This is a genomic window from Brevibacillus laterosporus DSM 25, from assembly GCF_002706795.1.
GTDB classification, from domain to species: Bacteria; Bacillota; Bacilli; order Brevibacillales; family Brevibacillaceae; genus Brevibacillus_B; species Brevibacillus_B laterosporus.
On the sequence record NZ_CP017705.1, the window covers coordinates 5,343,151 to 5,363,856 of the forward strand.

Below are 20,706 nucleotides of genomic sequence, written 5' to 3' on the forward strand. Positions count from 1 at the left end.
TCTCCCTTATTTTTCCGATAAGTTTCGTTGACACTTATTTCTTTGATTGCTTGCGAAAAAATTGTAAAAAATGCATAAGAATACGTGCAGTTAATCCCCAGATAATGTAACCATCTGCTTCATAAAAATATTCAGGTAGCTTTCCATGTCTCCACTTATAATTTCGCCCATTCGCAATTAGATGATAGGGGAAATCCTCACCTGGTTCAAAACGTAGGTCAATATCAAAACGATCAGGTATGGTGCCCAAAAGGGTTTGTAACGAGACAGCAAAAACTTCCTCCACCTCGTCTGGGTTAGGAGTAAGCCCAGAGATTTTCGTATGCACAAACCCAACATAAGGATAAATTAGTAAGCTCGAAGACAAAACTAAAATATCTAAATCTCCTGCATACACGATCTTATCAGGATCAAGAGCTAGCTCCTCTGAAGTTTCGCGTCTAGCTGCTTCCCATTCATTGTGATCGCTTGGCTCAATATGTCCGCCTGGAAAACAAATTTCGCCCGCCTGACTTCTTAACGTGGAAGCACGCTTTTCGAACAAAATAGACCATTCTCCACGTTCATTACGGATCAATGGAACAAGCACCGCTGTTCTGCGAGATTCTTCCTGGCCTAGGATGCCACGCTGACGGGTTGATATTTGTTTAATAACACTTTCTAACTGTCGATCGTCCATTATACCTCCCAGCTTTCTCCCGGTTGCATTACTTTGCCCTGTACTCCCTTTTTCACTAATTCCTTAACAAAGGCATGTCCATCCTGCTTGATTGGAGGGAACGTATCGAAGTGAATTGGTACGACTGTTTTAGCCCTTGTCCACTCCGCAGCAAGTAAAGCATCTTCTGGTCCCATTGTAAAATGGTCACCTATTGGCAAGAAGGCAATATCGGGTTGGTGCAGCTCACCAATTAGTCTCATATCACCAAAAAGCCCCGTATCTCCAGCATGATAAAGGGTTTTACCCCCCATATTTATGACGAGTCCAGCCGGCATTCCTGTATAAATAATCTGTTGTTCGTCGTTAAAAACAATGCCTGTACTATGAAAAGCTTGCGTCATTTTTACTGAGCCAAATGGGAGCTGAACTTTTCCACCAATGTTAAATCCCATGGTTTTGGCACCTTTCCAGCCTAGATAATGGGCTAGCTCTACCATACAAATAATCGTAGCATCGTTTTGTTTGGCAATCTGTACCGCATCACCAATATGATCTCCATGTCCATGCGTTAATAAAATATAGTCTACTTTTATATCCTCTGGCTTACTTGTGGCAATAGGATTTCCTGTCAAGAATGGATCAATAATGATGGAATGATGATCATGAGTCAATTGTACACAAGAGTGCCCATGAAATTGAATGCGCATTATAACCCTCTTTTCGTCTGTGTAATATCCATTATTATACACGAAAAAAAGCTAGGCTGTCCTCTTTTGTTAGGTTTATGCAACAAAAAGAGCCGTCTTTAAACAACGGCTCTTCAAAAATTATGATCCTGCTTAATCTCGCATTGGTAATTGATTCACGTAAGCATCAGATATAGACAAAAGCTCTAGAATTTCATCATACATTTTTCTGTAAGGTTCCAAGTCAACAACAGCTTCATGTGTTTTAATATTGGTAGCAGAACCGTCTTCAAGGCTCTGACCAGGAATAAACAGAATGTCATCATTAATAAAGGAACCACTTGGCATATAAAAACGTTCTCCCAATACGTTGTGCGTTGTATTGAGTAAGTCCTGACCAAAATAAGTGGTGTTTGAAAGATCAAGTCCAACTAAATTAGCGATAGTTGGCATAATATCAATCTGACCACCCATATTATCCATCGTCTTGCCCGTTGTATTGTCTGGAACCTTAACAATCAGTGGTACCGTGAACGCATCCACTTTATCGTAAACATGTCCCGTCAAGCTCTCGATAATCGGTTTCCCATCTTTATCCTGTTCGTCTTGTGTGATGCCATAGTGATCTCCATAGAGAGCAATAACCGTATTATCCCAGAGTCCATTTTGCTTCATTTTCGCAAATAAAGCTCCTAGCTGCTTATCTACATAATGCTGGGCCTGTATATAGTTCCCTACATTTGTCCCTTCCCAAGCTGGTGGTAATGAAAGTGTGATCTTCTCTTGCGGAATAACAAAAGGGTGGTGTCCCGACAAGGTAATGATTTGAGAGTAGAACGGTCGGTTTTGCTTTTGTTGTTCCTCCAAAACCTGTAAGGTTTTATCAAATAAAATCTCGTCAGATGGACCAAGCCCAACAATATCCTCATATCCAAAGAATTCAGTATCATAATATTTATCAAAACCTAGCCCCGGATACATTACGTCTCGATTCCAAAAATCTGCCTTATTTACGTGGAAAGTCATACTAGTATAGCCTAGTTCCTTTAACATGCGAGGCAAGCTCGGAATTTCTCTTTCCCCAAAAGAAACAGACATCGGTGACGTCCCTACTGGATAAATCGACGTGTTGCTAATAAATTCAGCATCTGAGGTGTTTCCTTGCCCCACCTGTTGGAAAAAGTGTGGGAAATAATAGCTTTCCTTAATCAAAGCGTTTAGATTTGGAGTGATCTCAACACCGTTTATTTCTTTATTAAGCACAAAGTTTTGGAAAGCCTCCATTTGAATAACCATCACATTTTTGCCTTTTGCAGCCCCAAATAATTGCTTCGGCTGCTGTTTTTCACGTTCAGCCTTTAATTGCTTTATACGTGCTGTATACTCCTCATTCCATACAGGAACCTTCTGATCTTTCAAGAAACTATTGACCTGAAAAGTAATTAAACCTTGTTGTTGCGCTTTTTTTGTTTCGTTTTGAATTCCGGCAGTTCGTTCTGCTTTTACCCCCTCTAAAGAGAACAGAACCACCACACAACAAGCTGCTAATAGTAGACGTTTTACCAAAGTCATGTCCAACTGTGCCTGGGCTACCTCTTGTTTTTTCTTTTTCACAGAGCGATACCAGAGTAAGAAAATAACTAAATCCAGATAGAGCACAAAGTACTGTGGTTTAATTAACGAAAATATACTAGAAGAAACGTCCTTAACCTGTCCGATTTGCATGAAGGCTTGGTAGGTCATGATTTTTCCATAGTAGGAAAAATACACAACGATAGCCAGCATAAAGCTAGACAATAAAAAGTTAGCAATCGTATACATCAATGTTTTACGCTTATAAAAAAGCAAGGTAAAGATTACGACGATCAACAGAACAGAGCTTGTTTCGGCCCATAGCAAACGAAAAGGGTTGCGGTCATCGTAGATAAAAATTCTAAACCAAAAGAATTTAGATAGGAGTAACAGAGACGTTATCAGAGAATATTTTTTCCAATTCATTTTTTGTAAGCCTCTCTTTTAATCAATTGTCGGCCGGTCCTACCTAGTATGAGGTGTTTCCGACCAAAATATCTTACCATAAACCTTTCAAAGTAGCACCTATACTATCAGGAAATAAGTCTGATTGTGAATAATCCAATAATTGTAAACTCTTTTTTCTGTGAATGAAACCTTATAAGAAAAGATGACCAAACGGCCATCTTTTCTTATTGACATAATTTACACAAGAATTCAACAAAGTTCTACATTCTAAGATTGATACAGATTTACCAATTGGTGGTTAGGATAGAAGGTTTGGAGAATTTGCTCTACAGGTAGCCCTAGCTTATCAAGTGTCGAGGCACCATACTGACTCATCCCTACGCCGTGACCATTTCCACCACCATAAATGATGACGTTTTGAAGATTACCTTGTTCATCTTGACTTACTTCAAAGGCAGCAAAACCAGATGGCAACAGGCTATAATTCTTCATTGCTTGTTTTGTGTCATATTGAGAAGAATCACCCGAAGCTCGATGAAGAATAACATCTCCACCACCGGTATAGATCTTAGTAGGACGAAGCAAATAACGTACATTGTAATCCTTTACCACTTTAAAAGTACCATTACTTCCTTCCAGAATTAACTCCTGAATGTTTCCATTCTGACCACGTTTATTTACATAAAGATTATATAGTTCACCTACACCGTTAGCAGGAATAGTTCCCTTCACAAACTCCCCATCACCATGGCTGATAAATACCCCATTTGGATCAGCGGCAGCACGAGCAGCTAGATTCTTGTTAATCGTATTTTGTAGCTCCCCTTTGGATAATTCAACTTTCCATCGGAAAAATGGAGATTGGGAATCCACACTCACGATTGATAAATCTTTGACAAAAGAAAGCATATCTTCCTCACTTGCAATTGTTACTGGTAAAAATCCTTCTTTCTTTTGAGATTCCATGACAAAGCTCTGTGGAATCAAATAAGGAACACTGCTTCCTGGAAACTGTTGTGTAATCGTATCAGGCCAAATTTCGTGACGTCCTGCCACCACTCCAGCAGAAGATGAGAAATAACGTGCATCAACTAGCTCATCCTGATACTTCATGATGAGACCTGTTGTTGCCTCTACTGCATTTGTCACTTTCGCATTTTCTGGGGTATTGTTGTAAACCTGACTCATCGTACTATCATCTACATGAAAGCCTTTTGCAGCATAGCGATTGCTATAATAATCGCTTAAGGCATATGTACGTGCCGCGATTGCCTGTGCTTTTAATGCTTCCTCTCCAAAGGATGCTGGCATCTCACTCGGTACTACCTGAAACAAATATTGCTCAAGAGACAATTCGTTAATGATAGATAGCTTACCATGAGATGTGGATGGTTGAATTTCCAGCATACCTCGATATTTAGGTGTTCCTTGCGCCCGCTTGAGACTCAACACCTCTGTCATCCCATCTTTATTATCAGCAGGTACCACATAAAGACGTTCCGACATAGAAACCAGCGTTTGGTTATTAACGCTAACAGTTAGAGTGTTGCCCTGATTCGTGATGTTTACAACTTGATTGGGAGCAACCTCATATTGCTGGTTCGTTTTTTTATCAATAAGGTACAAGCCCTCTGCTGACTTTGCCTGAAATGTAGTGTGATCAAGCGAACCAAAGCCTGTATTGTACAATCCTATGCGCATCCGATCTGCGCGTGTTTCTCCCTCTAGGATCAACTGGTTGACTTGATTTTGCCCATTTACATATACTCTGACATTTTCAGCACCAACACGCACATCTGCCAAAGATTTTGGAACGAGCGAATCGCCAGATAATTGATATACTTGTACATCATTCGCTAATGTAAGTAACCCCGATCGTTCCAATTCAATCGTTTTCTTGGCCGCATCCTTCGTCATGATTTTCTCCGTGAGATACGTTCCTTGATTAATTTGATCCATTGATCGGTATGCATCTGTGTTACTAGCCACAAGCACAGGGGCTTTTAACTGGCTTGCTAAAGCACTCGGTGTGATGGCCGTTGACATGAGCACCACCAATGACAGGATCGAACTTGTTTTTTTCATGTTGTAACTCCTTTCAGTTCCTATACAAGGCCTGTCCCCTTAAAAGGTCTTTATCAGGCAAGCATTTGCTACCCTTTTGTGTTTTTTTTTGGATAACTTTCCCTTCTATTATAGACTCAAGACTTAGCAAATAGTTTCACTAAATTTGAAAAAAAATATCAGAAATAGGCTAAAAACCATATGTAATGCATGTATATATTCAAAAATCAGTTTATTTTGTTTAGTATTACTAAAATTTCGAAAACCAAATTCAATTTATTTTTTGGGATTTTTTTCTATATAAAATGTCAATGCTACTGTTTTTTAAAATTTTTTACTCCATTTAAAAAGGGTTGTAGTACCAGCAAATACCTCTGCTGAAACCCAACCCTACTGAATGAAAAGCTAACTATGCTCATTTTGGGAAGAAAGTGTACTGGTATATAATGAAAACACTTCGCGAATAAACACATCTTTACCAAAAGGTAACTGGGGAAACAAAAAAATTAGTTGACCTACCTGGTTTTTCAAACGATATGGAATAGAGAAATCATCGAGTATTTTTTTTATTTGACCTCCATCTTGCCAGGTTACTTGATAACCAATCATTGCTTCTACATGCCTCCTAACGCTGTACAAGGCATCGCCTTTTTTGCTAATCAGTATGCCTAATGGCTTGAAAGGAAATACGACAAGCTTGACACTCCCCATGCCTAAACGCAGGGGATTCTTGGGTAGTCACTCCTAACGGAGTGAAATTTACCAAGCTATCCCTGTGTGTCCCACAGTTCAGTTGGTTATGCCAACAATCGAAGTCCTTCTTGCTCAATATTGATGGCAGCGTTTTTGTCACGATCATGTTGTACGCCGCAGTTCGGGCATGTCCAATTACGCAAATTGAGATTCTTTACCTCTTTATTTTGGTATCCACAACCAGAACACAACTGCGAAGACGGAAATTGTTTCCCCACAATGGAAATTGTTCTTCCATACCAAGCTGCTTTGTATTCCAGCATGGTTCTGAATGCCGACCATGACGCATCTGCAATGCTTTTCGCAAGCTTGTGGTTCTTGATCATGTTTTCCACACGTAAGTCTTCCAAGCAGATCGTTTGATTTTCACGAATCAGTTGAGTTGACAGTTTATGTAGAAAATCGTTTCGTGTGTTCGATATTCTTTCATGTAGACGAGCTACTTGTTTTCGTGATTTTTCTCGGTTCTGACCACCTTTTTTACGTCTGGACAGTTTCTGTTGCCAAGTAGCAAGCTTCTTTTCGTAGTAGCGAAGAACTTTGGGATTGGCTATTTTCTCACCTGTCGAAAGAATGGCAAAGTCTTTGATGCCAAGATCAACTCCAACAGTCTTTTCTGCTTGTAATAGGGGTTGAATCTCTGTTTCGCACAAAACAGATACAAAGTATGTGCCTGAAGGATTTTTTCTAACGGTAGCCGAGAGAATGCGTCCTTCGACTTCTCTTGACTTCGCAAATGTAACCCATCCAAGTTTAGGTAGTTTAATGCGATCACCTTCCACTTTGATGTTCATCTTGCATGTGTAGGATTGCTTTGGATTCTTCTTGCTCTTGAATTTAGGATATCCTTTCTTTTCCTTGTAAAACTTTTTGTACGAAGAATCCAAATCTTTCAAAGTGGATTGCAGGGCAGTGGAATCTACTTCTTTCAGCCACTCTATCTCTTTTTTGAGTTGTGTGAGCAGGGCAGAGCAATCGTTGTAGTTGAGTGTTTTCTGTTCTTGTTCGTAAGCATCCTTTCGCTTCGCAAGAAAGTGATTGAATACAAAGCGAGTGCATCCGATAGTTTTGTTGATGAGTGTTGCTTGTTCTTTGTTTGGATACAAACGAAATTTGTAAGCTCTGTGCATGTTCAATCACTCCTTTCTTTTTGTGACTCAATGTATTGTTTAATCACATCCAGTTGAACAGTCCCAACTGTGGCAACAAAGTAAGAGTTTGTCCAAAGTGAGGGGAGTCTACTTTTGAGATGTCTAAATTCCATCCGCAAAACTCTGGATGTATAGCCCTTCAAATGTTTCACTATTCGGTGGATTCCGAATTGAGGATCGCATGTGATGAGCAAATGAACGTGATCGGGCATGATTTCCATCTCAACCACTTCAGCACGCAATTCCTGTGCTTTTTCAAGAAACAATTCCTTTAATCGAACATCTACTGGTTCAATCAAAACCTTTTTGCGATACTTTGGACAAAAGACAACGTGGTATTTACAATCAAATACGATATTGTGGTTACTTTCCACTGATCTACTCAAAGCCATCACCTATGGCTAATTATACCACATGCCGTTAGATATATTTAGCATATCTAACGTAAATCAGCGAAAAAAAAAGTACTCAGAGTGTTGAAAAAGCCCCCTGTCGCAAAAAAGAGGGCTTTTCATCTGTTTTTATGGGGTACAAATATGGCTCCCCACCATCGAAAAACGCCTTAGAAACGATTCTGGAAGGCCAAATTTTTTCTACCCAATCAGCGAAATTCGTAGAGGGGGTTTTACGGCACGGTTGATAAACTTTATCTTCATGACCCATTGTTAAAAATTAATTATTACGTAAAATAATTTTCTTACCTTGTGACGAATCATATAAAAAGAAGCTTCAAAAAAAAGAACCAACCTCAAGGGTTAGTTCCTGATTTTCTATGCCTGTCCTACTAATTTATGTCGAAAAAGCAAGTCACGCATCTCTTGGTTTTGTTCAATTTTCTCCATCAAATCAGGACAGATGCTCTCTGTTGACTCAATCGTCCATCCTGCGACTCTAGTGCCACATATAACTGCTTCTTGAAGAGTTAAACCTGTAGAGAGTCCCATAACAATACCAGAGAAGTAAGCATCTCCTGCACCGCTACAATCTACTAGATTCACAGGGAATACAGGCTGGTGTCCTCGAGCTCCCGTCTTCTTGTCATAGAATACAGAGCCTTTCTCACCTAACGTAATTACCATTTGTTGTAGACCGGAATGATTCATGTAGTCAGTGAGTACCGCTAATTGATCCGCAGTTTCCATATTGGTAAAATCAATACCGAGAATTTTGTCCGCTTCATAATTATTACAAACAAAACAATCAAATTCATGTAGAAGCTCTGGGTGTTCAAGCACGATTTCCATATTAGCTGGCAAACCATAGATTGGTTTGTTATGCTTTTTGGCTAGGCTCGTGATTAGAGATATGATTTCGTGATTTAAGTCCAACTCAGTAATAATGTGGGAGGAAGCCAGAACGATTTCTTCTCCTCTATCCTTAATCAATTGTTCCATCTGTTTTAAATCTGGCATTTGAGAAATAGAGCCTTGTAATTCTCCAGTCTCATCCAGAATAACCATCCACATTCCCATTCCACCATGTTTGGTATAATGAGAATAATCCGTACTTACATTTGCTGCTTTCAAACGATTCTCAACGTCTGGACCCATACCCGTTGTTTCTAGTACCGATACAAAAGCGGTTGGACAGCCCGCTCTCCCAAGATTTTCAGCAATGTTACGTCCTACTCCGCCATGAACAAATTGGACATTACCTAGATTCCGGTTTTTGGCCTCATATGCTTGAAACGGAAATCCTTTCACATCCATAAAAACTGTTCCTAGAACAGAGAGAAAAAGACTCATAATCACTAGACTCCTGTCTTTGTATTGTTTTATGTCATGATAACCAATCCATATGCCATTTACATTATTGTAATATTACCTTATTCGATAACATTCAACAATAGTTAAATGGCAAAACTGTTCGGCAATACCTGTTTATCGAAGAAAAACATGGTGCTTCTGTATACAGATAAAACGAACGTACTCTATGCTTACCCTTTCAAAAGTAAAAGAGCGAACAAGAAACATTTCGCGTTTCTCCATTCGCTCATGCCAAGCTTTGGTTGTCAAAAATCCTATGAGCCGCCTGTTCTTCTACGTTGATTGTTAGGCTTCTTGTTGTTTTGCGTCTTTAGAACTTTAGTTGATTGATTCCCTTTTTGAAATTCCTTGTCATTTGACTGTTGTTTTTTCTGAGCCAGTCTTTGTTTCATCGCTTCAGCTAAGCTAATTTTTTTTGGAGCTTGTTCCTCTGACATAAATTTACACCTTCTTCATCGAAAACTACTTTCTATTGTATAGCTTTTTTAGAAAGCGTTCAATAACCTATTTTTCTAGCAAGGCATGCAATTCTTCTCTTGCATATGTATGAATTTGCTCCAGACTGTAAGTAGAAGCTGCACCACCTTGTGCTATCAATATATTACCTCCACCCTTTCCTTCGACACGTGGTAGAATACGTTTTACCCAGGTGTTCATTTCAATATGCGCCTCTTTCCCACATGCACAAACAAATTGCTGCTTCGTTCCACCTGTAAGTAAAAGAACAATCGCATTCGTTGCCTGATTCGTTATGAGCTGTGCTAATTTTTGAAGCTCAGACAAGGGACGCTCTTCATACAATTGCGTAATAAACATCCTATCAGGAAGTGGTTCTGCTTTACGAAGTAGCTCGACTGACTCATAGGAGAGCAACTCTTCTTTTACTTGTAACAGCTCATTAGCTATTGCGCTCTGTTCCGCTTGTAATCGTAATACAGCCTCCTGCAAACCAGCTTCATTCGTTTGTAAAAGACGGCTAACCTGTCTTAGCAAAGCATGCTTACTATGTATTCGCTCTACTGTTCTCTTACCTACTGTAAACTCTAAACGAATATGCCCCTTATGCTTCTCCCACTGCAAAATAAGGATCGGGCCTACTTCACCTGTGCGATTTGGATGTGTTCCTCCACAAGGATTGTAGTCAAAGTCCGGAATAATAACCAGACGAATATCTTCCTCAACAGTCGGCTTTTTACGTAACGGATATTTCTCTAGCTCTTCTTCATTTACAAAACGTGCCGTTATATCCCGATTCTCAAGCACGATTTGATTCGCATAGGCTTCCACTTCTTTTGCCATCTCATCGGTTAATTCTTTCATATCCAAATCAATAGTACAGGTTTCTTGACCTAAATGAAAGCTGATGGTAGTCGCCCTATATTCCTCAGCAAATGCTGCGGATAAAATATGTTGCCCCGCATGCTGTTGCATATGATCCAAGCGTCGCTCCCAATCAATTTTCATCTGAATTGGCTTTACATCTGAAACGAGTGGGCTATCTATTTGATGCCAGATTACTCCCTCTCTCTCTTCAACATCTAGTACCTTTTGTTGCCCTATGTATCCTGTATCGTGTGGCTGGCCTCCACCTGTTGGATAAAAGATGGTTTGGTCAAATGCAACCCAGTTTTTCTGAAATTCATCGGTGACTTGGTGTAAGACGGTTGCTGTACATTCCCGCCAATAAGGATTTTGATAGTAGAGTTTGGTTGTCGCTGAAATTAACATGCTACTCACACCTCCGCCTCTATTATAGAGGGAACAGAGTGAAAAGGGCAAAAGTAGCACACAAAATCATTTACATAAGGTAAAATTATACATAATAACCAAACATTTAAAATACAATTTTATACATAAACAAGATTAATCTTTTTCAAAAACAGCTCTTACATTCCGGCTGAAAATAATAGGAAATGAGGTTATCTTATGTATTCCTTACAAACAATGCTAAAAATTCGTGCTGAGAAAACACCTAGTTTGGAAGCTCTCGTTGGTGGGTCCACCCGCTATTCATTTCAAACGTATAATGAAAGAGTCAATCAATTGGCACATTATTTATTGGGAATAGGCATACAAAAAGGTGATCGGGTGGCCATATTGTGTAAAAACAATCACCCTTTTCCTACTATCATGATGGCTGCATTAAAAATTGGGGCAATTGTTGTTCCATTAAATCTTACTTATTCCTCTTATGAGTTAGAAGGTATCATCAAAACATCTGCGCCGAAAATCCTCTTCTATGACCAAGAATTTGCAAAAGCTCTTCCTGAAAAGGATCTACTCCCCATTTCCATACTAGTTGGTATAGGAATGGATACCTCTGCAACATTTGAAGAAATCTTTATGGGCAACTATCCTGTTACAGAACCCTCTATTACCGTAAGCGAAACCGATACCGCATTTTACTGCTTTACTTCCGGTACCACTGGTAATCCAAAAGCTTGTGAGCTCATCCATCGTAGTTTCTCCGAATCCTTTAAAGAATTTTTTTCCAATTCCACTGCTCATCAAAATGAGCGATTCCTTGCCGTCCACCATCTCTATCACCTAAGTTCGATTAATAACATGTTATACAGTATCGTTTCTGGTAATACGCTTGTCTTTTTGCATGATTATGATCCAGTAAAAATTTGGGAAATGATTGATCAAGAGAGTATTACGACGATGATTGCTTTCCCTTATATTTTTACCTATATGCTACATGAATTTAACAAAAGCCAGAGAAAAACGACATCACTTAAAACTGCCAGCACAGGCGGCACAAAAGTCCCCTCTACGTTAATCAAACAATATCACGAACTAGGAATTTCTATGTCAATCACATATGGATGCACAGAAGCAATTGGAATTAGCTTTTATACTCCTGAAATGGGTCTTGAAAAAGCCGAATCTGCTGGAAAGCTCATGCCAAAAGTTGTATGTAAAATTATCCATCCCGAAACGGGTGAGGAGCTACCTATCGGAGAAATTGGAGAAATCGTTGTGAAAAGCCCCTATGTATTTAAGGGTTATTGGAATAATCCTGACGCCACAAATAAGGTGTTGAGAGAAGATTGGCTACATACTGGCGATAGCGGCAAATTAGATGCGGAAGGATTCCTATATATTATGGGAAGATATAAGGATGTCATTGTGTCTGGTGGAAGGAATGTATATCCCGATCAGGTAGAAGATGTTATTATGCAATTACCTCAGGTTTTAGAAGCAGCAGTAATTGCTGTCCCAGATGAAATTTTGGGTGAAATCCCGTGTGCCTATATAGTGAAAGAAACAGGAAGTGCCCTTTCGCAGGATAACATTATCGAATACTGCAAACAAAGACTCGCTCTTTATAAAATTCCTCAAATTAGATTCACGGATGCACTGCCTAAGAATAGCTTAGGAAAAGTGCTTAAACAAAGCTTACGAGAACAAGCACTTGTCATGGAATAAAAAGCGATGTGGATGCCTTTACGTATGTAAAAAACTTGGAAACTTGGAGAGACTACTCTTCTGGTTCCAAGTTTTTCTTTTTTTCAGGTTAGGCGAGCTTCCTATCCTTTTTTACTTTCATAAATTTACTAATCCAGAGTTCTTTAGACGACAAAGGCGGTTCTGAGCGGCGTTTTTAACAGAACTAGTTTTTCTTAAAGGAGAGCTTTTCAATTTTTAGGGCAAACTAATGAATACATTGTTACAAAAATGTGTTAAAATTGTGTTATTATAAGGAAGACACAAAAATTTCACTTGTTTTCTTTCGGCACTTTTACTTGTAGAGGGAGGTTCCTATATGTTCACACTCCTAATTTCTATCTTTATTGTAGCCATTGGAGGCGGTTTCTTTTTGTTTGGTCCAAAAAGAAGCTCGTAAAACACACCACCTACGCTTCGCTACCGAAATTCAGCTCGTACCTTTAATCATAATCCCATCCTTTTTTGAAGATGTTAGGATTTCTTTCGGAAACGTTATGTATAATCGTAAGGACTGTACACTGAAATCATTTTTTAATCCTATGACTTATGATCCGAAACTGCTACTCTTCGAAGAGTAGTTTTTTTGCCCTTCTCTCTTTTGAAAGATATCCATTACATTTATAAACCCGCATCCTTAGATGATCGTACATAAGTAAAACAGCCCATCATACCACTTCCTAGTGGTAAGTCGGGCTGTTTCATCTGTTTATGATGTACTAGCGCTGTTTAGGATTACTTATCGTCATGAATAGAAATAGGTTTTGTTAAATGCCAGTAGCGACGGGCAATACATAGTTCTGATTCATAATCAGGGTGTCCTATAATCTCTAGCTCTTCTACACACCGTCCTGTCTTAGGAGCATGAAGCATACGTGTACCTCCCAGGGAGATGGCTACATGATGAATAGCACCTTTTCCTTGTTCATAGGCAAAAAACAACAGGTCTCCAGGTTGTACCTCTTCAAGCGGTATCTCCAGACCAAATTTTGCCTGATTGGAAGCATCACGAGGAATTATTTTGCCAAATGCTTTATGCATGGAATAAGCAAATCCTGAACAATCATAGCCAAATGAAGAGGCTCCAGCCCACAGATAGGGCAACCCTAGAAATTGCCTACCTGCTTGCACAATGAGTTCTCCTGACACATCGCCCTTCTCATCACGTGTACGAATAGACACATCTGACTTATTCAGCCACCGCTCTCCGATTGGTGTTTGTACTCGAACCCACATATCTTCTTGTTCGACTACAGACAGTGCAGTCAGATAGCTCAATTCTAGCTCTATTGCTTTCTGCTGGAGCATACCTTCTCCACTAACATCTTTGTCAGGACCTTCCTTTTCAACATACAAGCACGCCTTGCTCACTTGTACGATCGCAATTAGCTCGTCTGGTGTAGATATTGGCCAATTGACAAGAGCCAATTGAGTACGAGGCATCCATCCAGGATACCCTTTTTTATTTTTGAGAGTAGGCTGGTCACTGACGAGCACTTTTACCCAATCTCCAGCCTCTTCCTCTACTTGAACAATTGTTCCAAACAATACCTGCGTCTGTGTTTTGTTTGCTTCACAAAGTTCCAGCCGCTCGTGATAGCCAAGAACCTTCAACCACTCAAGGAGCTGAGCAGGATTTTGTAATGCAGGCTGGTCTAACTCACGTGGTGATTCAGGAGACGTCCAAAGGGTTGCTACATTTACACTAACAACATACTGCTGTTTACTTGTACTCATGTGTGTTCTACCTCCAACACATCAGTAATACCTAATCCAGGCGCATCGGTTAGCTTCATGAATCGCCCCTCATACACGACGCCACCTTTTACTGTATCATGCCGCAACATTAATGGGGCATCAAAGTCAAAGCGGGTAATATTCTTTTTACTTGCGGCAAAATGAGCAGCTGCAGTGATTCCCAAACGAGTCTCAATCATGCTTCCTACCATGCACTCTACACCACATAACTCAGCCAATTGGTTAATTTGTTGAGCTTTATAAATACCGCCAGCTTTCATTAATTTAATATTGATTAAATCTGCAGCACGTTTTGTTAATACTTCATAGGCTTGCGCTGGACCAAATACACTTTCATCAGCCATGATTGGCGTATCCACATGGTCCGTAACCATCTTTAGACCTTCAATATCATGTGCTTTAACCGGCTGTTCCACTAATTCAATAGCCAATCCCATCTCTTCCATCTTGCGAATGGAGCGGATCGCTTCCTTGACTCCCCAGCCCTGATTAGCATCCAGTCTAATTTTGACCTGATTGCCTACACGGTTACGAATTTCCTGAATACGCAGGATATCATGTTCAATATTATCTTTGCCTACTTTAATTTTTAGCGTATCAAAGCCAGCCTGCAAATAGGAAACGGCGTCCTCTCCCATCTCCTGAGGAGAGTTTACACTAACCGTATAATCAGTTTCCATACTGCTTCGGAAGCCTCCTAAAAACTGATACAATGGCATTTTGGCTTTTTGCGCTACTAGATCATAAATAGCCATATCAACTGCTGCTTTTGCACTATTATTGCCCACAATGCAACGATGGAGTGTTTGAAAAATATCTTCATAGTTAGACAGAGATTTTCCGACTAATTGTGGACGAATAACATGCAGGATAGCCCCCTCAATGCTATCAAGACTATCACCAGTGATGACCACAGTGGCAGGAGCTTCCCCAAAACCATGCCATCCAGTATCGGTCGTCACTTTTACAATGATCGATTCTGAAGTAATTACCGTTCTCAAGGCTGTTTTAAAAGGTTTAATCAGCGGCACAAATTGACGTCTGATCTCTATGTCAGTAATATTCATGAGGAACCTCCAGTTGTTGGAATTATGGAATACTTCAGTAAATGACACGTTAAAATAATAACCGTAGTATACCAAAATTATCTGGGTTCGCCCATTCCAACCTTACCTGGAGCGATGTCTCAACTGATAGTAAGTAGCCGACAATGCTAAAATAAGCACAGTACCCTTTACAATATCATGTGCATAGTAAGGCAAATTCAGCATGGTCAAAGCATTCAAAAGTACACCAATCAGAACAGCACCTACAAAAGTACCCCCGACATTTGGTTTACCAGCCCCTAACACAGAATAGCCGACAAATGCTGCCGCGACCGCATCCATTAACAAAGGAGCGCCTCCATCTACCTGTCCAGTCCCGATACGCGCCGTCATCAAAACTCCTGCCAAACCACAAAAGAGTCCTGATAGCAAATAGGCTAGAACACGGTAGCGATCAACCGGAATCCCTGATAAGCGAGCCGCCTCCCGATTACCCCCAACCGCATAGAGCAAACGTCCGTAACGCGTATAATGAAGAAAGACATACACCAGAACTACTGCTACAATCATGATAATAACAGAGATGGGAACGTTCGCTATCGTCCCTTGTCCAATTTTCAAAAAGGATGGAGATATAGCTCCTGGTGCTGTTGTCTGATCTGGCATGACCATTTTAGAAGTAATCGAGTACCCTTTCGTGTATACCAGATGAATTCCTTTCACAATGTAGAGAGCAGCTAAAGTTGCTAACAAATCAGGAATTCTGACTTTCACCACAAGAAAAGCATTACATAGCCCAATAAGACCTCCTACTACTATCGGTACCAAAACAGCTAGCCACATGCTTTGTTCAAACCAGACCATTATGGAGGCTGACACGACGGAAGCTAGTGATACGATAGATCCTACTGACATATCAAAGCCATTGACAATAAGAGTAAACGTGACTCCAATAGCTACCAGCGTAACGATAGAGATTGAATTTAAGATGCCAGTAATGTTGTTAAACGTGAAAAAATACTCATTTATGATACTAAACAAAACGATGATGAACGCAATAAAACCTAATGTTCCATATCGAAAAAGAAGATGCAAAAGCTTTTCTTTACCTGTTCCTTGTGCCATACTACTGTCCTCCGCTCGCGTAATACATGATGGTTTCTTCTGTTGCTTGTGACCGGCTTAGTTCTTTAACGAAGGCTCCGTCGTACATCACCAAAATACGATCTGCAATCCCTACCAGCTCCTCGAACTCACATGAAAGGTACACAATCCCCTTTCCCTTTTTAGCTAGATTACCGATAATTCTATAAATTTCTGATTTGGCTCCTACGTCAACACCCTTCGTCGGCTCATCAAGCACAAAGATATCGGCTTCAGTCGCCAGCCATTTGCCAATCACTACTTTTTGTTGATTTCCTCCACTTAATGAACCAATGGGCATCTGTGGGCTAGCCACCTTAATCTGTAATGTCTGAATCAAGCCTTTCACAGCTTCATTAACTAACAGAGAACGTATAAACCCGAATCGGCTATATTTATGAAGTGTAGACATTGTTAAATTAACAGCTACGGATTCTTCTGTAACAATGCCTTCCCTCCGACGCTCTTCGGGAACCAAGACAATCCCCTCATCAACAGCTGCTTTTGGCGATGTACATTTCACCTTTTGCCCTCTTTTGTATACTTCTCCTGAGGTCAGTGGGTCAGCTCCAAATAAAACTCGCGCTAATTCTGACTTCCCTGCACCAACTAGGCCTGCAATCCCTACAATTTCACCCTCATGAACTGTAAAGGAAAGGTTACGTACACGTGGTCCAGCCTGTAAATTTCTACATTCAAGCAACCGTTCTCCAATATTAACCTGCTCTTTCGGATATTCCTGAGACAGTGCTTTTCCTAGCATACTTGTAATTACTTCTTGTGGATTGGTCTCACTTGCTTGTTTACACATAACCAGCTTCCCATCTCGTAACACCGTAACTCGATCACTAATCTCAAAGACTTCTGGCATTCTGTGGGAGATAAATACGATTCCAATCCCTTGTTCACGTAATTGTTTGATGATCTGGAATAACTGCACTGTTTCTGCTTGACTTAAAGGTGCTGTTGGCTCATCTAAAATAATAATTTTAGCTTTTTGTACAATTGCCTTGGCTAAAAGAACCAACTGCTTTTCCGATAAAGTTAATTCCTCAACCTTTTTTTGTACGGGCAAATCAAGTCCTAATCGCTTGAGTGCCTGTGTTGCTTTTTCTTCCAGGCTTCGCCAGTTGATAAAAGGAGAGCGTCCCCCTTCAATAAATTCTTCCAGCAAAATATTCTCTGCCACACTTCCATACCCGATGAGTGCTGTATCCACTTCCTGATATACACACTGGATACCATGAGCCTTGGCATCTTGCGGCTGTGTCAGACTAACTTCTTTTCCATCTATGAAAATCTGACCATTGTCTAGCGTATAAGCACCTGTCATAATTTTCATCAACGTACTCTTGCCAGCTCCATTTGCCCCCAGCAAAGCATGAATTTCACCTGGCTTCACATCAAAATCCACGCCGCATAAAACTGGAACAGAGCGAAATGCTTTTTTGATCCCTTTCATCTCTAATGCTGTCAATGTGCTCTCCCCTTCCATGCGCGGATTTTACAAGGGGTCTGGCAACTTTTTTGCCAAACCCCTTTCACCCCTGTTCTTTCTTATTGACCTTGCGTGCTAGTTCCCCATTCCTTCACGTACTTGTTCAAATCAGCCATTTTCACAGGCTCCTTAGGCAATTGTTCACGTGTAATTAGCACAGGGTTCAAGCTTACCTTATCTGGTACCTGCTCACCTTTCAGCTTCTTAAACAAGTATCGCGCTTGTACCCGCCCAATATCAGAAGGGTCTACAGCTGCCGTTGCAACCCAAGGTGAATTCTGATCTTGAATCATCTGTAAATCTTCATCGCTCATATCTATGCCATATACCTTAATTTCATTGCGACCAGCTTGCTGTATAGCACGTGTTGCGCCTTTTGCAAATTCATCCCAAGCAGTCCAAACCGCTGTGATATCTCCCTTGTTTGGATGCTGCTTCAAAATCGCTTCCATTTGTGCTTGTGTATCCAAAGCTGTATTTGCAGACGCTGAGCCGAATGCAGCAATCTCTTTATAGCCTGGATTTTTGTCCATAAATGCCTTATAAGCGATTTGACGACGTTCCATTGGAGTAAAACCAGCTACCCATATCTTCACAATATTTCCTTTGCCACCTGTGTCTTGTGACATTTGGTTTAATGTTTGTTCAGCCAATTTGATATCATCTTGCTCTACTACCGTCACCCCTGGAATATCTAATCCTGTATCAAACGCTACAATCGGAGTTTTTTGGGCCACGGCCTTTTGAACTCCTGGTGTCAAACTATCTGCACGCCCATGATCTAACAGAATCCCATCAAATTGTTGGGTAACAGCTGCGTCTAAATGTGAAGCCATTTTGGCAAGATCATTATCCCCACTTAAAACCGTCAGTTCTCCACCTAGCTTCTCTATCTCTTCCTTCACACCTGAAATATATTGAGACGAAAACGATCCAATATTAAATTGCACCACTAACGCAATTCGTTTTTTCTTATCTGCTGTACCTTGATCCCCTTTTGCTTCACTACTTGATGCTGTCACGTTATCGGATGATGTTGCTTTTGATGTAGAGGTTGTAGTTGCACCACAACCACTTAGTACACTCCCTAATAATAAGAATATTGCGAATAAATAGACAGATGTTTTGTTGATTAGACCCTTCATAATGTTTCTCCCCTTTGGTGTCATATATCTGCTGTTTGTGAAAACATGTACAATGTACATTGATTCATTCAAAGCTGGGTACTACTCGATATAAAAAAGCCCCTTTTCCTAAGAAAAGAGGCTTGTGTATATGAAAACCCACTACGCCTCTTATCTCTCAGGTTTCCCTGCAGGAGGTAGCACCTTGATGTCTTGTCAAACAGACATTAGGTTGCCGGGCGTCATCGGGCCAGTCCCTCAGCCAACTCTTGATAAGAGAGTATTTTAAATTTTTAACGTTTTTTCTTACAACAGATATTACACCTGGGTCCTTGACCATGTCAATAGCTTATTTTGCTTCACCTTCAAATTTCTTAGAACCGCCCGCATATTTATAAATAAACACCTGAGCATTCTTATTGTCACCTTTATCATCGAAAGAAACGTTTACAAACTGTCCTGTAAAGTCCTGTGTTTTGTGAATGGCCTCTAACACTTGGGCACGGGTTGGCTTTTTGTTGCCATTCGCTTTAGCCGCTTCCTCAATACCGTTGATCGCTACAGCCATCGCATCGTAGCCAAACGATGTAAATATTCCCAATTTTTTGCCTGTTGAGCCTTCAAATTCCTGAATCCATTTTTTCCCCTCTTCTGTTGCTGTTACATCGCCAACAGTGGAAGTAAACACGACACCCTCTGCTGCTGATCCAGCAATAGTAAACATTTCACCGGAATCGAGACCATCTGCGCCCATAAACACACCGGTAAATCCTTTTTCGCGCAACTGTTTAATTAGAATTCCAGCTTCTGCATAATAACCACCAAAGTAGATCATTTCTGGTTTCTTCGCTAACACTTGGTTCACCACTGCGCTGTAGTCCTTCTCTCCAGCAGTCAAGCCTTCAAACCCCAGAACAGAAACACCATCCTGCTCAAATTGCTTTTTCACTTCATCCGCTAAGCCCTGACCATACGCTTGTTTATCATGAATGATCATCGCATTTTTCACATTCAAGGTATTCTTCGCATAAATAGCCGCTCTTCGTCCTTGTTCATCATCACGAGCACAAATACGATGTGCTACCTTTTTACCACCCTCAGTAAAATCCGGTCCTGTTGTAGATGGCGAAACCATTACCAAACCAGCTTTTTCATAGGCCGTTACAGCAGACAAAGATGAACCGGTAGTCACATGGCCTACAACTGCTACTACATTGTTGTCGTTTATCGCCATCTGTGCGTTCACAACTCCCTGCTTTGGTTCCGCTTGGTCGTCTAAAGGCTTTAATTCAACATTGAGGCCTAAGTCTTTTAATTCTTTCTGTTTTAATTTCAGTGCATATTCAGCACCTGCTTTTGCGGAGTCACCATAGTCTGATGCAGAACCAGACAGTGGACCAACTAGAGCAATCACAATTTTTTCTCCGCCTGTGGAGGCACTTCCCCCATCACTGCCCCCTTGTTGTGTAGTGCCTGAGCTCGCATTATTCCCCCCTGCACAACCTGACAAAGCAGCCCCAGCCAATAAAATGGAAGATACGAACGCAAGTGATTTTTTATTTACTTTCATGTCTTGTCCCTCTTTCGCCATTCACTTAGTTGAATGTTCTGAATTTTTAAAAGTTT

Annotated in this window: 17 protein-coding genes and 1 riboswitch; of the genes, 1 reads left to right on the forward strand and 16 read right to left on the reverse strand. The window is 40.5% G+C overall.

Features of this window, described 5'->3' with window-relative positions; genetic code table 11:
• Positions 1-34: 34 nt before the first annotated feature.
• From BrL25_RS24335 to BrL25_RS24380, 10 genes are all read right to left on the reverse strand, one after another.
• Complete coding sequence (locus BrL25_RS24335; RefSeq protein WP_018670601.1) at positions 35-679, reverse strand: NUDIX hydrolase; 645 nt, start codon at positions 677-679, stop codon at positions 35-37.
• Entirely contained in the window at positions 679-1,368 is a 690-nt protein-coding gene (locus BrL25_RS24340) for a metal-dependent hydrolase (RefSeq protein WP_018670600.1), read from the reverse strand. The genes BrL25_RS24335 and BrL25_RS24340 overlap by 1 nt, the downstream gene beginning before the upstream one ends.
• 132 nt (positions 1,369-1,500) lie before the next feature.
• Entirely contained in the window at positions 1,501-3,345 is a 1,845-nt protein-coding gene (locus BrL25_RS24345; RefSeq protein ID WP_018670599.1) for an LTA synthase family protein, read from the reverse strand.
• Positions 3,346-3,594: 249 nt separating this feature from the next.
• Positions 3,595-5,412 carry a SpoIID/LytB domain-containing protein gene (locus BrL25_RS24350; protein ID WP_018670598.1) on the reverse strand — a complete coding sequence of 606 codons (1,818 nt, stop codon included), beginning with the start codon at positions 5,410-5,412 and terminating at the stop codon, positions 3,595-3,597.
• A gap of 384 nt (positions 5,413-5,796) precedes the next feature.
• Complete coding sequence (locus BrL25_RS24355; RefSeq protein ID WP_018670597.1) at positions 5,797-6,000, reverse strand: hypothetical protein; 204 nt, start codon at positions 5,998-6,000, stop codon at positions 5,797-5,799.
• Between the two features lie 188 nt (positions 6,001-6,188).
• Entirely contained in the window at positions 6,189-7,274 is a 1,086-nt protein-coding gene (gene tnpB / locus BrL25_RS24360; RefSeq protein ID WP_099327299.1) for an IS200/IS605 family element RNA-guided endonuclease TnpB, read from the reverse strand.
• Positions 7,275-7,276: 2 nt separating this feature from the next.
• Complete coding sequence (gene tnpA / locus BrL25_RS24365; RefSeq protein WP_157775854.1) at positions 7,277-7,681, reverse strand: IS200/IS605 family transposase; 405 nt, start codon at positions 7,679-7,681, stop codon at positions 7,277-7,279.
• A 384-nt stretch (positions 7,682-8,065) separates the two neighbouring features.
• Positions 8,066-9,040 carry a PfkB family carbohydrate kinase gene (locus tag BrL25_RS24370; RefSeq protein WP_018670594.1) on the reverse strand — a complete coding sequence of 325 codons (975 nt, stop codon included), beginning with the start codon at positions 9,038-9,040 and terminating at the stop codon, positions 8,066-8,068.
• Positions 9,041-9,315: 275 nt separating this feature from the next.
• A complete protein-coding gene (locus BrL25_RS24375; RefSeq protein ID WP_018670593.1) occupies positions 9,316-9,498 on the reverse strand; it encodes a hypothetical protein in 183 nt (60 codons plus the stop codon).
• Positions 9,499-9,565: 67 nt separating this feature from the next.
• Positions 9,566-10,789 carry an alanyl-tRNA editing protein gene (locus BrL25_RS24380; RefSeq protein ID WP_018670592.1) on the reverse strand — a complete coding sequence of 408 codons (1,224 nt, stop codon included), beginning with the start codon at positions 10,787-10,789 and terminating at the stop codon, positions 9,566-9,568.
• A 198-nt stretch (positions 10,790-10,987) separates the two neighbouring features.
• On the opposite strand from BrL25_RS24380, the gene BrL25_RS24385 reads away from it, so the two are divergent.
• Positions 10,988-12,493, forward strand: a complete 1,506-nt coding sequence (locus BrL25_RS24385; protein ID WP_018670591.1) for a class I adenylate-forming enzyme family protein — start codon at positions 10,988-10,990, stop codon at positions 12,491-12,493.
• Between the two features lie 753 nt (positions 12,494-13,246).
• Here BrL25_RS24385 and BrL25_RS24395 read toward each other — a convergent pair.
• From BrL25_RS24395 to BrL25_RS24420, 6 genes are all read right to left on the reverse strand, one after another.
• Positions 13,247-14,248 carry a C40 family peptidase gene (locus tag BrL25_RS24395; protein WP_018670589.1) on the reverse strand — a complete coding sequence of 334 codons (1,002 nt, stop codon included), beginning with the start codon at positions 14,246-14,248 and terminating at the stop codon, positions 13,247-13,249.
• Positions 14,245-15,336, reverse strand: a complete 1,092-nt coding sequence (locus BrL25_RS24400; RefSeq protein WP_018670588.1) for a mandelate racemase/muconate lactonizing enzyme family protein — start codon at positions 15,334-15,336, stop codon at positions 14,245-14,247. Before BrL25_RS24400 ends, BrL25_RS24395 begins: the two co-directional genes overlap by 4 nt.
• 102 nt (positions 15,337-15,438) lie before the next feature.
• Positions 15,439-16,440 (reverse strand): ABC transporter permease, encoded by a 1,002-nt coding sequence (locus BrL25_RS24405; protein ID WP_018670587.1) that lies wholly within the window; start codon positions 16,438-16,440, stop codon positions 15,439-15,441.
• 1 nt (position 16,441) lies between these two features.
• On the reverse strand, positions 16,442-17,935 hold the full coding sequence (locus BrL25_RS24410) for a sugar ABC transporter ATP-binding protein (protein WP_018670586.1): 1,494 nt from the start codon (positions 17,933-17,935) through the stop codon (positions 16,442-16,444).
• A gap of 80 nt (positions 17,936-18,015) precedes the next feature.
• On the reverse strand, positions 18,016-19,101 hold the full coding sequence (locus BrL25_RS24415; RefSeq protein ID WP_018670585.1) for a sugar ABC transporter substrate-binding protein: 1,086 nt from the start codon (positions 19,099-19,101) through the stop codon (positions 18,016-18,018).
• 147 nt (positions 19,102-19,248) lie between these two features.
• A riboswitch (SAM riboswitch) is annotated at positions 19,249-19,359 on the reverse strand.
• A 70-nt stretch (positions 19,360-19,429) separates the two neighbouring features.
• Positions 19,430-20,650, reverse strand: a complete 1,221-nt coding sequence (locus BrL25_RS24420) for a branched-chain amino acid ABC transporter substrate-binding protein (RefSeq protein ID WP_018670584.1) — start codon at positions 20,648-20,650, stop codon at positions 19,430-19,432.
• Positions 20,651-20,706 lie beyond the last annotated feature (56 nt).